Raw genomic sequence first — 13,773 nt, forward strand, 5'->3', positions numbered from 1 at the left:
GTGGCAACGACGACGACATCCCGCCCCGGCAGGAACCTGATCGTCCTGGCAGTCATCCTGGTCCTGTTGTTCGGGATCATGGCGATCGCCAAGACCTGGGCGCCCAAGCTCGGCCTGGACCTGCGCGGTGGCACCACCGTGACACTGACGGCCAGCAACGTCGGTGGTGGCGGCGACCCGACAGCCGACCAGCTGGCCGAGGCGAAGAACATCATCTCCCAGCGCGTGAACGGTGCGGGCGTCGGTGAGGCCGAGGTCGCGACCTCCGGCAAGAACCACATCACCGTCTCCGTGCCGGGCGCCAACCAGGACGCGCTGGTCAAGCAGATCGGCCAGACCGCGCTGCTGAACTTCCGGATCGTCTACGACCAGCAGGCCGGCCAGCCGCTGCCGCCCGCGCCGCCGTCGGCCACGCCGACCGGCAAGCCGTCGACCACGCCGAAGCCGAGCACGACGCCGAAGCCCAGCAGCACGATCAAGCCGTCGAGCCCCGCCACGCCGAACGGCCGCGCCTGGAGCAGCGTGCTCGGTGCCGCCACCCCGACGCCGACGCCCAAGCCGTCGACCCCGAAGCCGTCGACCCCGACGCCCAAGCCGAGCACGCCGGCCACCCCGACGACGGCGCCGACGGTGCCGGGAGCCGAAGTCACCGGCGACCCGCTGGCGTGGAAGCCCGACGCGGCCACCACCGCCGCCTTCGCGACGTTCACCTGCGAAAAGAACAAGCCGCTTCCGGAGGACAACGAGAAGAAGCCGCTGTTCTCGTGCAGCCAGGACTACACGACGAAGTACCTGCTCGGCCCGGCGATCCTGAAGGGCACCGACCTGTCCGACGCCTCCGCGGCCATCCCGCAGAACGGCGTCGCCTGGCAGGTCAACCTGAAGTTCACCGGTGAGGGTGGCGACAAGTTCCTCAAGGCCACCACCGCGATCGCCAAGCTCCCCCCGCCGTCGAACCTGTTCGCGATCGTGCTCGACGGCGTGACGATCTCCACCCCGTCCGTGAGCCAGCCGATCCCCGGCGGCCAGGCGCAGATCACCGGCTCGTTCACCGAGACCGAGGCCCGCGACCTGGGCAACGTGCTCAAGTACGGTGCATTGCCGGTGAAGTTCGACACCTCCTCGGTCGAGACCGTCTCGGCGCAGCTCGGTGGTGACCAGCTCTCGGCCGGTATCACCGCGGGCCTGATCGGCCTCGCGCTGGTCGTGCTGTTCTCGTTCCTGTACTACCGCGGCCTGGGCATCGTCGTCGTGATGTCGCTGCTGGTCGCGGCGGCGCTCACCTACGCGTCCGTCGTGCTGCTCGGCAAGACGATGGGCTTCGCCCTGACGCTGTCCGGGATCGCCGGTCTGATCGTGGCGATCGGTATCACCGCGGACTCGTTCGTCATCTACTTCGAACGACTGCGAGACGAAGTCCGGGAGGGCCGCAGCCTGCGGTCCTCGGTGGAGACCGGCTGGGCTCGCGCCAAGCACACCATCATCGCGGCCGACTCGATCTCGCTGCTCGCCGCCGTGGTGCTGTATGTCCTCGCGGTCGGCAGCGTGAAGGGCTTCGCGTTCACGCTCGGCCTGACCACGCTGATCGACCTGTTGGTGGTGTTCGTCTTCACCAAGCCGATCGTGACGCTGCTGGCCCGGACCGACTTCTTCGGCCACGGGCACAAGCTGTCCGGTCTCGATCCCGAGCATCTCGGCGTCGAACGGCTGCCCGGCCAGATGAAACCGTCGGCCCGCCCGGCCGCGAAGAAGTCCACGCCCAAGCCCGTCGGAGGCGAGGTCTGATGTCGAAGCTCGGAAGCATCGGTGCCCGGTTGCACCGCGGCGAGGTCTCCTACGACTTCATCGGCAAGCGCAAGATCTGGTTCGCCGTCTCGATCGTGCTGATCGTCATCTCCCTCGGTGCTCTGCTGGCCAAGGGGCTGGCGCTCGGCATCGAGTTCAAGGGCGGCGTCGAGTACCAGGCCAAGGTCAAGATCACCCACAACACCGTCGACGACGTCACGGCAGCGGTGAAGGCGACCAACGCCAAGGACCTCGGCGACCCGGTCGTCACCACGATCGGCAACGACCAGGTGCGGGTGCAGACCAAGCCGCTCGGCCAGGACGACATCGTCAAGGTCCGGGCCGCGATCGGCAAGGAGGTCGGGGTTCCGACCGACCAGGTCAGCAACCAGCAGATCGGCGCCTCCTGGGGCTCCCAGATCGCGAACAAGGCGATCCTCGCGCTGATCGTCTTCCTGGTCCTGGTGTTCGGCGTGATCTGGGCGTACTTCCGTGAGCCCAAGGCGTCGATGGCGGCGATCATCGCGCTGGTGCACGACGTGTTCATCACGGTCGGCGTCTACGCGCTGATCGGCTTCGACGTCACCCCGGCCACCGTGATCGGCGTCCTGACCATCCTCGGTTACTCGCTGTACGACACCGTCGTGGTGTTCGACAAGGTGCGGGAGAACACCCGGGGCATCACCGGGTCGAACCGCTACACCTACAGCGACGCGACCAACCTGGCCGTCAACCAGACCATCGTCCGCTCGATCAACACGACGCTGATCGCGCTGATGCCGGTCGGCTCGATCCTGGTCGTCGGTACGGTCGTGCTGGGCACCGGTCCGCTGAAGGACCTGTCGCTCGCGCTGTTCGTGGGTATCGCCGTCGGCGCGTACTCGTCGATCTTCATCGCTCCGGCCCTGCTGGCGCTCTTCAAGGAGCGCGAGCCCGGCATGCAGGCCCTGCGCCGCCGGGTGATGGCCAAGCGCGCCCAGTCGGGTGTAGCGGCCGGTGCTCCGGTCCCGGCCGGTGCGCTGGCCGTCGGCGGCAGTCCGTCGGACAGGCCGCGGGTGCAGGACGTGCCGAAGACCGCGAGCGCGACCGCCGGTACGCCGACGGCCTCAAGCCGACCGGTGCGACCGACGAGTGGCGCAGGACGCCCGCAGCCGGCCCGCAAGCCTCGCTCCAAGCGTGGCAAGTGACAGGCTGCTGATGCGTTCGCTGGAACAGGTACTGAAGGACGGCATTCGCGACATCCCGGACTACCCGCAGGCGGGGATGGTGTTCAAGGACATCACCCCGCTGCTGGCGGACCACAGCGGGTTCACCCAGGTGGTGGAGGCGCTGGCCGCCTCCGGTCGCGATGCCGACGGCAATGTGGTGGTCGACAAGGTGGTCGGGATCGAAGCGCGTGGCTTCATCCTGGCCGCCCCGGTCGCGCTCGCCCTCGGCACCGGCTTCGTCCCGGTCCGCAAGAAGGGCAAGTTGCCGGCAGCGACGTACGAGGAGTCCTACGCGCTGGAGTACGGCGAGGCGACCATCGAGGTCCACCAGGACGCTTTCGGGCCGGGTGACCGGGTGCTGGTGATCGACGACGTGCTCGCCACGGGCGGGACGGTCGAGGCCTGCCTGCGCCTGGTACGCCGCTGCGGTGCCGAAGTGGTCGCCACTTCGGTGCTGATCGACCTGTCGTTCCTGCCCTGGCGCGAGCGCCTGGCGGGGGAGCGGGTCGACACGCTCGTCACTGTCTGAAGTCAAGCGGCTACATCAATTCGGCGTGTTGTCCACAGGCCGTGTCGGCCACGCTGGTCCTTCCCTCTAGACTGGTGCTCTGTCGGCGGAGGGAAACAACGTGGGTGAAGACCCGGCGATGACTTCAGCGGTACCTGACGTGGTGCCGCTCGATCCTCCGCGCGCTCCCGCGAGCCGCCCGGTGGCCGCCCCATCGCCGTCTCCAGCCGCCGCGCCGCCGCCCTCGGCGCAACCGCCCAGGATCGCGCCGGCCCGGGTTCGAGCCCGGCTGGCCCGCCTCGGCGGCACCAGGCACCCGAACCGGGCGCCGATGCTCGAGCCGCTGTTCCGGGTCGTCCGGGCGACCCACCCCAAGGCCGACCTGGCGATGATCGAGCGGGCGTACCGTACCGCCGAGAAGCATCACACCGGCCAGCTCCGCAAGAGCGGCGACGCGTACATCACGCACCCGCTCGCGGTGGCCACCATCCTGGCCGAGCTGGGCATGACCGCGCCGACGCTGTGCGCCGCCCTGCTGCACGACACGGTCGAGGACACCGACTACACGATCGCCGAGCTGACCAAGGACTTCAGCGAAGAGATCGCGATGCTGGTCGACGGCGTCACCAAGCTGGACAAGGTCAAGTACGGCGAGTCCGCGCAGGCCGAGACGATCCGCAAGATGGTCGTCGCGATGGCCAAGGACATCCGGGTGCTGGTGATCAAGCTGGCCGACCGGCTGCACAACATGCGCACGCTGGGCTTCCTGCGGCAGGAGAAGCAGGAGCGGATCGCCCGCGAGACGCTCGAGATCTACGCCCCGCTGGCCCACCGGCTGGGTATGAACACGATCAAGTGGGAGCTCGAGGACCTGTCCTTCTCGACCCTGCACCCGAAGGTGTACGACGAGATCGTCCGGCTGGTCGCCGAGCGAGCTCCGTCGCGCGACGAGTATCTGGCCTCCGTGATCGACCAGGTGCACGAGGACCTGCGCGCGGCCAAGGTGAAGGCGACCGTCACCGGCCGGCCGAAGCACTACTACTCGATCTACCAGAAGATGATCGTCCGCGGCCGCGAGTTCGGCGACATCTACGACCTGGTCGGCATCCGCGTGCTGGTCGAGTCGGTCCGCGACTGTTACGCCGCGCTGGGTGTGCTGCATGCGCGATGGAATCCGGTGCCAGGCCGGTTCAAGGACTACATCGCGATGCCGAAGTTCAACATGTACCAGTCGCTGCACACCACGGTGATCGGCCCGCAGGGCAAGCCGGTCGAGCTGCAGATCCGGTCCTTCTCGATGCACCGGCGGGCTGAGTACGGCATCGCCGCGCACTGGAAGTACAAGGAAGACCCGAACGCGCCGGCGCCCGAGGTGGGCGCGCCGCCGACCACCGAGATCGGCGCGCCGAACGAGATGCCCTGGGTGCGGCAGCTCGTCGACTGGCAGCGGGAGACCTCCGACCCGTCGGAGTTCCTCGACTCGCTGCGGTTCGAGATCAACAACTCCGAGGTCTACGTCTTCACCCCGCGCGGCGACGTGATGTCGCTGCCGACCGGGTCGTCCCCGGTCGACTTCGCGTACGCGATCCATACCGAGGTCGGGCACCGATGTATCGGCGCCCGGGTCAACGGGCGGCTGGTGCCGCTGGAGAGCACGCTGGAGAACGGCGACGTCGTCGAGGTCTTCACCTCGAAGGCGCAGGGCGCCGGACCGTCGCGCGACTGGCTGATGTTCGTCAAGAGCCCGCGCGCCCGCAACAAGATCAAGCACTGGTTCTCCAAGGAGCGCCGCGACGAGGCGATCGAGCACGGCAAGGACGCGATCGCCAAGCAGCTTCGCAAGGAGGGCCTGCCGCTGCAGCGCCTGCTCTCGCACGAGACGCTGACCGCGGTCGCCAACTCGCTGCGCTACCCCGACGTGACCGGCCTGTACGCCGCGGTCGGGGAGAGCCACGTGAGCGCGCAGGCCGTGGTACGGCGGCTGATCGAGACCTACGGCGGCGAAGAGGGTGCGGCCGAGGATCTCGCCGAGGGGCTGCGGTTGCCGGCCACCCGGGAGCGCCGGAAGCGGACCGCGCGCGGCGATGCCGGCGTCATCGTCAAGGGCGCGACGGACGTGTTGTCCAAGCTCGCGCGCTGCTGTACGCCGGTGCCGGGCGACGAGATCATCGGCTGGGTGACCCGCGGCGCGGGCGTCTCTGTGCACCGGGCCGACTGCGCCAACGTCGAGAACCTGCAGACCCAACCGGAGCGCATCGTCGAGGTCGAGTGGGCGCCGACCGCTCAGTCCGTCTTCCTGGTCGCGATCCAGGTCGAGGCGCTGGACCGGGCTCGTCTGCTCTCCGACATCACGCGGGTCCTCTCGGACTACCACGTCAACATCCTGTCGGCGGCGCTGACGACGACGCGCGACCGGATCGCCAAGTCCCGGTTCACCTTCGAGATGGGCGATCCGACGCACCTGGGGCACGTGCTGAAGGCGGTTCGTTCGGTCGAGGGCGTTTTTGACGTCTACCGGGTCACCCAGTAGCCGGCCTCACCTCAGCAGGCCGCAGCTCACCCGCCGCGGCCTGCTGATCCTCGGCGCCGGCGCACTGACCGGCTGCAGCCCTGACAACCCATCCAGCAACTCATCGCCGACGCCCACAACGCCTGCGTCCTCAACGCCCCCATCCGCAGGCTCCTCGACCCCTTCGGCTCCCTCGGTGTCCGCGCCGTCGGCATCCAGTTCGACGCCCGCCTCCCCGCCGCCGGCCCTGCCATCGGTCAAACTCTGGACCCCCGGCCGTGGCGAGCTCGTCCCCGAAGCCAAGCTCGCCGCCGTCCAAGCCGTCCAGAAGCTCCTGACCCGCCCGAACACCGTCGTCGAGATCATCGATGCCCAGTACGGCGGCCTGCTGGCCGACACCGCGAGCGTGCTCGTCCCCTGCCGCACCTACTCCGTTGCCAACGGCAAACTAACCACCGCCGGCACCACCGTCGACGTACGCCTGACCAGATCAGGCCGTACCTGGCGGGTGACATCCCAACGCCCCGCCCAACCCGGCCCCGCTGCCCGCACGCTCACCCCAGCCGCCCGTCAGGTCCTGGCCAACGACCGCGTCATCCTCCCACCGGCCTCAGCAGCCGACATCCGCTCCGGCAACATCCACGACACCGTCCTCACCGCGATGCTCACCCTCGCGAAGACCTACCGAATCGGCATCAGCGTCCTCCGCTCCGGCCACCCCCTCAACGTCTTCGGTACCAACCGCCCCAGCGATCACCCCCAAGGCCGAGCCTTCGACACCTGGCAGATCAACGGCCAAGCAGTGGTCAACCCAGCCACCCCACGCTCCCTGACCACCGGCTACATGCGAGCCGCCGCCTCCACCGGCTCGTACAACGTCGGCGGCCCGTACCAACTCGACGGCGCGACGTACTTCTCCGACCGAACCCACCACGACCACGTCCACGCCGGCTTTTCGGACTGAGCGGGCCCGGCGCCGGGCCCTTGACAACCGCCATCGCTGGTGAGCAACTGGCGAATGCAGGCAAACTCGCCTGCGCGCTCTCGGGGGATCGGCGAGGGAGTGCGCTATGGCTATCGGTCGGAAGAGGGTCGCAGTAGGAACACTTGGATCGGCGGTACTGGTCGCCGGCCTGTTGCTGGCGCCAGTGGGTGCTACCGGCGCGCCGCCGGTCGACGACACCCCGACGCTGATCCCCGGCACCAGACCGCCGCGGGTGAGCGAGAAGGACGAGCAGGCGTTCCTCGAACGGGACTTCTTCTTCATGAGCAGGCGGACCGCCGGCGACCAGAAGCTCGACAACCAGCGGGCCGGTGCGCTGCGCGCTGTCGCGGCGCTCAACGCGGGGGAGCAGCGCAGGCTGCGCACGAAGAGCCCCGGCCCGGCGACCTTCACCGGTCCATGGACCGGTCTGGGTCCTGATCCGATCGTTCAGGTGACCCGGAGCACGCCGATCTTCACCGCGATGAGCGGCCGGATCGGCGCCCTGGCGATCCGGCCGAGCAACGGCCAGTTCATCCTGGGCGGGGCCCAAGGTGGCATCTGGCTGTACGACCAGGCGAGCGGCGCCTGGGCCACCAAGACCGACGACCTGCCGTCGCTGGCGATCGGTGCGCTGGCCGTCGCGCCGTCGAACGACGCGATCGTGTACGCCGGTACCGGCGAGGGCGCGTTGTCCGGTGACAGCTACTTCGGCAACGGCGTCCTGAAGTCCACCGACGGCGGCCAGCACTGGGCGCACGTCTCGGGCGACTTCTTCCAGGGCGTCTCGACCTCAGCCCTGGTCGTCGACCCGCGCAATGCCAGTCACCTGTACGCCGCGATCCTGCGCGGCCGCGGTGGCGCCCGCCGGACCACTCCGCCGGACCACTCCCGGTACGGCGTCTGGGAGTCCACCGACGGCGGTACGAGCTGGCAGATCCTCAAGGTGGCGAAGTCGGCGTCCAACGGCGCCACCGACCTCGAGATCGACCCGCGGAACCCGAATGTCCTGTACAGCTCGTTCTGGGGCGACGCGATCTACAAGAGCACCGATGCCGGCCGGCACTGGGCGCCGATCATGACGGGCCTCCCAGCGGTCGACTATGCCGCGACCGCCACTCGCTTCTCGCTCGGGATCTCTCACCCGGCGGGGCACGGCACGGTCCTCTACGCGGGCTTCAACTGGAGTGACCAGCCGGCGCGAGTCTTCAAGTCCACCAACGAGGGCGCGAGCTGGTCGATCACGGCGCCGGGCACGGGGGACGACACCGTCGAGGACTACTGCGCCGAGCAGTGCTCGTACGACAACGTCGTCGTCGCCGATCCGGTCAACCCGGACATCGTCTACGCGGCCGGGCAATTCAACTACGCCATCGGTTCCGGCGGCATCTTCCGGTCCGACGACGGAGGCCAGACCTGGAAGAACCTGGGCTGGGACCAGCACCCCGACTTCCATGCCATCGCCTACGACCCGGCGCACCCGGAGCACGTACTGATCGGCTCGGACGGCGGTGTCTGGTACTCCGGCGACCGCGGTGGCCGTCCGAACGCGACCGACCCGCTCAGTGCGGTGACGTGGCAGAACCTCAACGGGACCGTCGATCCGGACACCGCGGCGGTGACCCATCGGACCGGCCTCCAGCTGGGCCAGTTCACCTCCATCGCGAACACCCCGACCGTCCCCGGGCGAGTCTGGGGTGGTACCCAGGACAACGGTACGGACCGGAAGTCGACCGCGTCGGCCAGCTGGTTCGACGTCGCCAGCGGCGATGGCGGACAGGTCCTGGTCGATCCGACCGACGCGAACTACGTCTTCGGCACGTACTTCGGCATCTCGCCGTACCGCTACACCGATGGCGGCGCCACCTTCTTCAGCAACCAGTTCATCAGGTCCGGAATCGACCTGACCGACCGTGCCGATTTCTACGCTCCGTGGGTGCAGAACCAGCGCAAGACCAACCAGCTCATGCTGGGCACCTATCGGCTCTACCGGACCGACAACGCCAAGGCGCCCTCGGCCGGTGACGTCCGGTGGAAGCCCATCAGCCCAGACCTCACCAGTGGCTGTACCGGCGAGGCCCCGAACGGCGGCCGGGGATGTGTGCTGTCCGCGGTCGGGATGGGCGGCGGCGACGCGGCCTACACCGGCGCGGAAGACGGGTACGTCTACGTCAGTCCGGACGCGCAGGTCAGCGACACACCTTCGTGGACCCGCGTGGACAAGGGACAGCTGCCGAAGCGGCCGGTGACCCAGTTCGCCGTCGACCGCAGCAACTACCGGATCGCTTATGGGTCGTTCGCCGGCTTCAACTCGGCCACCCCTGCGCATCCAGGTCATGTCTTCAAGACGACCAACGGCGGCCAGGACTGGACGGACATCAGCAACAACCTGCCCGACAGCCCGGTCAACTCGATCATCCTCGACCCGTCGTACGCGGACACCCTGTACGCCGGAACGGACGTGGGCCCGTTCGTGTCCCATGACGGAGGCAGGCACTGGGCACCCTTGGGCTCGGGGATCCCGGAGGTCGCGATCTGGCAGCTCGATCTCGACCCGTCGCACCGGGTACTCGCCGCCGGCACGCATGGGCGCGGGGCGTTCCGGAGTACGGACACTTCGGCGGCCGTGCCTGCTCTGGTCGTCTCGAAGACGGCCGCGGACGTTCCGGTCGGACCGTCGAGCACGCTCGACTACACGATCACGCTCGCGAACGTGGGCAACGCCGCGGCGACCGGGGTCAAGCTCACCGACCCGGTGCCGAGGAACACGACCTTCCAGTCCGCCGACAGCGGCGGGACGAACGTGCGCGGTGTCGCGACCTGGACCGGCCTGACCGTTCCGGCCAATGGCAGTGTCACCGTCCATCTGAGCGTGAAGATCGGTTCCGGAGTCACGGCGGCCATCGTCAACGACGGCATCCGGGCGCAGTCGGCGCAAGGGCCGTACACCACCGGATCGCCGGTGACGACACGCATCGCACCGGCGTACGGCGTGAGCCTCACTCCGGCGACGCAGATCGACGGTGGCCGGCCAGGCACCGTCGTGACCTACACCGAGACGGTGCGGAACCTTGGGTTCACCCCCGACAGTTACACGCTCGCGAGCAGCGGCGGGACTGATCCCGTCAGCTTCTTCGACGCCACCTGTACGACGCCGCAGTCCACCACGCCGACCGTGGCGCCGGGTGCGACAACGTCGGTCTGTGTGAAGGTGGCTGTGCCTGCCGGAGCCACCGGGACCAACACGGCGACGATCACGGCGACCTCGGTCGGCAGCCCGGGGGTCTCGGCGGCGGCGACGATCAAGACCGTCGCGGTCACGGTCGACACCCTGCTGGTGGACGAGGACGGCAACGCGCCCGACGTACAGGCCGTGTACGCCGCCGCGCTGACCGGCGCCGGTGTCTCGTTCGCCACGTGGGATCTGGATGCCGACAGCAACCTTCCGGTGAACTACCTGCTGGCGCACAAGAACGTCGTCTGGTTCACCGGGAACACCTACCCAGCGCCGATCACGCCGTACGAGGCGCGGCTGCAGGCGTTCCTGGACGGAGGCGGGCGACTGCTGATGTCCGGCCAGGACATCCTGGACCAGGCAGCCGGTACGACCGCGTTCGTGCATGACTACCTGCACATCACCTGGGACGGGACCGAGGCCCAGAACGACAAGGGCACCGCCGCAGTCCATGGTGTCGGGGGCAACCCGGTGACCGACGGCATCGGCTCGGTACCGCTGGACCACTCGGTCCTCGACGCGGCCTTCGAAGACCAGGTCACTCCGAACGGTGGCGCCCTCGCGGCCTTCACCGACGACAGCGCCCAAGCAGACGCGCTGTCCTTCAGCGGCAGCTACAAGGTCGTCTTCCTCGCCTTCCCGGTCGAGGCCTACGGCACCGCGGCTGACAAGTCCAACCTCATCACCCGGACGATGACCTTCTTCGCCACTCCCTGAACACCCTGACCTCGCCTCTCACCAGTTGCGTGGGAGGCGAGGTCTGCGCGGAGAAAACCGGTGGTCCGTGCGGCGCCCGGGCTGGTACCGTGCCGTGGTCCGTGACATCAGGCTTGGAGGTGGGAACCCATGAACGCTGTAGCGCAGTGGGTGCGTCCCCTCTCGTGGTCACGGGCGGGCGACTGACATAGGTGTCGCCGGGAGCGCCCCGAGAAATCTTCGGCACTCCCGGAAGGAACACTCCTATGAACACTTCGCCTTTCACACCGCGAGGCCTCGATGCCCACGCGGTCACCATCTCGCGGGTCGCGGACAACCAGTGGCACGCGGTGGAGAACGACCTGGTGGTCGGCCGCGGTCACGCGTCCCGCCGGCTCGACGGGCGCACCTTCGTCAGCATCGACACCTGGCGCGGCGACGTCTTCGACCAACTCGCCGCCGCGATGCTGACCGACCAGCCGTTGTACACGGTGGTCGACGAGAACGACCGCGACGTCATGGCCGGTTGGGAACGCGCCGGGTTGACGACGTCGCGTCGGGAGTACGAGTTCGTCGTACCGACCGATCAGCCGGCCACACCGGCTCCTTCAGGCGTGGTCATCACTGCCGCCGACGAAGAGCCGCTTCGCCTGCTGGACAAGGCGATCCGGGCCGAGGTCGAGGCCGGCGCCGGGTGGCAGACGATGCCGGCGGAGGTACTGCCGTGGCAGGGCGGCACGCGGCCGCTGGACCCATCGAAGTACACGGTCGCGATCCGGGACGGCCGGTACGTCGGACTGGTACGGGTCGCCACGAGGACCCGGCGACCCCGAATCGGGCTGGTCGCGGTCCTGGCCGCCGAGCAACACCACGGCATCGGCCGGGCCCTGCTGACCCACGTACTACGCGGCCTGCACGACTCCGGCTTCGAAGCCGTCACCGCAGAAGTCGACGAATCCAACAAGCCCGCGCTGGCTCTGTTCGAGAGCCTGGGCGCGCAGCGCACAGGCACCACGCTCGAACTGGTCAGCCGCCCGGAAGAGGTCTGATCATGCCCAAGTCTGCAGGCGGCATCGAGGTCGAGGGCACCGTCATCGAGTGCCTCCGCAACGCCAACTTCCGGGTCGAACTCACCAACGGCCACAAGGTGCTGGCCCACATCAGCGGCAAGATCCGCAAGAACTACATCAAGATCCTCCCCGAGGACCGAGTCCTCGTAGAGCTGAGCCCCTACGACCTCACCCGAGGCCGAATCACCTTCCGGTACCGCAACTGACCCATCCCGGCCCGCGCCTGGCACCCACCCGGGCGCGGGCGGAGGTCTGTCAGCTCGGGGCCTGCCGCCAGTCGTCCACGAGGTGCCGGAGGAGTTGCCCCGCGGCGGCTGCCGGACGTGCGCCTGGGCGGGTGGCTCGCTCGATCAGCGCGCCGTCGATGACGAGCTGGATCTGATCGGCTGCCTGCTGCGCCTCGGGGTGGCCGAGGGCTTGGAGTTCCTTGAGCAGCAATTCGTTGATGCCCTGGTAGTACAGGCTGGTCTCGGCGTGAGCGGGGTGCGCCGGGTCGGGGAGTGCGAGGTCCGCGGCGGAGTAGCGGCAGCCGCGGAACCCCGGATTGCCGGAGTCTTGGGTGAAGAAGTCGAACAGCGCGAGAAGTCGTTCGCGCGGATCCTCGCCGGCCGAGTCCAGTACGGCGCGGTATCGATCCAGATCGGCGTCGCGGGTGGTGCGCAGCGTCTCGGCGACGAGGCCGTCCTTGCCGCCGAAGTGCTGGTACAGCGAGCGGCGGGCCACGTCCGCCTCACTCAGGATCGCGTCCATCCCGACGCCGACGCCCTTGTCGTAGGTCAGCCGGCGGGTGGCGTCGAGCAGGCGCTCGCGTGGTCCTGGTCCAGTGGCAGGGCTCATCTGGGCTTACCCACTCTCTTCCGGCTTGACAGTAGATCAACCAGTCTATCTAATAAATAGTAGATCGACTGGTCTACCTACTGAGGAGGGCATGATGGGCACGCTTTCGTACGAGGTCTTCATCTCGGATCCGATCCCGCAGAACGTCGCGGAGCTGGTTCCCAACGGGGATCGGCGGATGTTCTCGCCGTTGTCGACGACGCTGATCTTCGGCGAACGCGATGCCGTGCTGGTGGATCCGCCGCTGACGGTGGAGCAGACCGAGCGGGTGGGTGACTGGGTCGAGGCGAGCGGGAAGAACCTCCGGTACGTCTACGCGACCCACGGCCATGGTGACCACTGGTTCGGGACCGCGCCGCTGCTGGAGCGCTTCCCGGGGGCGGCGGCCTATGCGTCGCCTGGCACGATCGCGATGATGCGCCGGCACGGCTCGCCTGAGTTTCGGGCAGCGTTGTGGGACAAGCTGTTCCCCGGCCAGATTCCGGCCTCTCCGATCTTGGCAACCACTCCGCCGGACAACCGGTTCGAACTCGAGGGGCAGGAGCTGATCTCGGTCGAGGTGGGCCACTCCGACACCGACGACACCACCGTGCTGCACGTGCCGTCGATAGGTCTGGTCGTCGCCGGTGACGTTGTCTACAACGGCGTCCACCAGTACCTCAGTGAGTCCGCCGATGGGGGGATCGATGCCTGGCTCGCGGCGCTGAAGACCGTCGAGGCGCTACAGCCGGCCAGTGTCGTCAGTGGACACAAGAAACGGGCCAACCCGGACAGTCCCGAAACGATCGCCCAGACCCGCCAGTACCTACTCGACGCCAAGCGGCTTCTCGATCAGCCGATCTCAGCACTCGACTTCTTCCACGCCATGCTCGAACTCCACCCCAACCGCCTGAACCCCGGCGCCCTCTGGGGCGGCGCAGTCGCCCGCCTCGGCTGACGCCCG

10 protein-coding genes are annotated in these 13,773 nt (G+C 68.4%); 9 read left to right on the forward strand and 1 reads right to left on the reverse strand.

Annotated elements, in window-relative coordinates; translation table 11 throughout:
- From secD to infA, 8 genes are all read left to right on the forward strand, one after another.
- On the forward strand, positions 1-1,785 hold the full coding sequence (gene secD, locus ACIA12_RS02700; protein WP_396365061.1) for a protein translocase subunit SecD: 1,785 nt from the start codon (positions 1-3) through the stop codon (positions 1,783-1,785).
- Positions 1,785-2,972 carry a protein translocase subunit SecF gene (gene secF / locus ACIA12_RS02705; RefSeq protein ID WP_396365062.1) on the forward strand — a complete coding sequence of 396 codons (1,188 nt, stop codon included), beginning with the start codon at positions 1,785-1,787 and terminating at the stop codon, positions 2,970-2,972. The genes secD and secF overlap by 1 nt, the downstream gene beginning before the upstream one ends.
- A gap of 10 nt (positions 2,973-2,982) precedes the next feature.
- On the forward strand, positions 2,983-3,522 hold the full coding sequence (locus ACIA12_RS02710) for an adenine phosphoribosyltransferase (protein WP_396366021.1): 540 nt from the start codon (positions 2,983-2,985) through the stop codon (positions 3,520-3,522).
- A gap of 118 nt (positions 3,523-3,640) precedes the next feature.
- Entirely contained in the window at positions 3,641-6,031 is a 2,391-nt protein-coding gene (locus ACIA12_RS02715; protein WP_396365063.1) for a RelA/SpoT family protein, read from the forward strand.
- A gap of 175 nt (positions 6,032-6,206) precedes the next feature.
- On the forward strand, positions 6,207-6,974 hold the full coding sequence (locus tag ACIA12_RS02720) for a hypothetical protein (RefSeq protein ID WP_396365064.1): 768 nt from the start codon (positions 6,207-6,209) through the stop codon (positions 6,972-6,974).
- A 106-nt stretch (positions 6,975-7,080) separates the two neighbouring features.
- Complete coding sequence (locus ACIA12_RS02725) at positions 7,081-10,944, forward strand: hypothetical protein (protein ID WP_396365065.1); 3,864 nt, start codon at positions 7,081-7,083, stop codon at positions 10,942-10,944.
- Positions 10,945-11,189: 245 nt separating this feature from the next.
- Positions 11,190-11,972 carry a GNAT family N-acetyltransferase gene (locus ACIA12_RS02730; protein WP_396365066.1) on the forward strand — a complete coding sequence of 261 codons (783 nt, stop codon included), beginning with the start codon at positions 11,190-11,192 and terminating at the stop codon, positions 11,970-11,972.
- 2 nt (positions 11,973-11,974) lie between these two features.
- Positions 11,975-12,199: a translation initiation factor IF-1 gene (gene infA / locus ACIA12_RS02735; RefSeq protein WP_396365067.1), complete on the forward strand. Its 225-nt coding sequence runs from the start codon at positions 11,975-11,977 to the stop codon at positions 12,197-12,199.
- A 49-nt stretch (positions 12,200-12,248) separates the two neighbouring features.
- Here the strand turns inward: infA and ACIA12_RS02740 are convergent, their stop codons facing one another.
- A complete protein-coding gene (locus ACIA12_RS02740) occupies positions 12,249-12,830 on the reverse strand; it encodes a TetR/AcrR family transcriptional regulator (RefSeq protein WP_396365068.1) in 582 nt (193 codons plus the stop codon).
- Positions 12,831-12,924: 94 nt separating this feature from the next.
- Between ACIA12_RS02740 and ACIA12_RS02745 the strand changes: the two genes are divergently transcribed.
- Positions 12,925-13,767 (forward strand): MBL fold metallo-hydrolase, encoded by an 843-nt coding sequence (locus ACIA12_RS02745; protein WP_396365069.1) that lies wholly within the window; start codon positions 12,925-12,927, stop codon positions 13,765-13,767.
- Positions 13,768-13,773: the final 6 nt, after the last annotated feature.

The sequence above is a fragment of the Kribbella sp. NPDC051620 genome, assembly GCF_044453825.1.
GTDB lineage: Bacteria > Actinomycetota > Actinomycetes > Propionibacteriales > Kribbellaceae > Kribbella.

Coding starts and splice junctions, on each gene's coding strand:
- ACIA12_RS02725 (WP_396365065.1), top strand. CDS start 7,081: ATGGCTATCGGTCGGAAGAGGGTCGCAGTAGGAACACTTGGATCGGCG.
- secF (WP_396365062.1), top strand. CDS start 1,785: ATGTCGAAGCTCGGAAGCATCGGTGCCCGGTTGCACCGCGGCGAGGTC.
- ACIA12_RS02740 (WP_396365068.1), bottom strand. CDS start 12,830: ATGAGCCCTGCCACTGGACCAGGACCACGCGAGCGCCTGCTCGACGCC.
- infA (WP_396365067.1), top strand. CDS start 11,975: ATGCCCAAGTCTGCAGGCGGCATCGAGGTCGAGGGCACCGTCATCGAG.
- ACIA12_RS02715 (WP_396365063.1), top strand. CDS start 3,641: ATGACTTCAGCGGTACCTGACGTGGTGCCGCTCGATCCTCCGCGCGCT.
- ACIA12_RS02730 (WP_396365066.1), top strand. CDS start 11,190: ATGAACACTTCGCCTTTCACACCGCGAGGCCTCGATGCCCACGCGGTC.
- ACIA12_RS02710 (WP_396366021.1), top strand. CDS start 2,983: ATGCGTTCGCTGGAACAGGTACTGAAGGACGGCATTCGCGACATCCCG.
- ACIA12_RS02745 (WP_396365069.1), top strand. CDS start 12,925: ATGGGCACGCTTTCGTACGAGGTCTTCATCTCGGATCCGATCCCGCAG.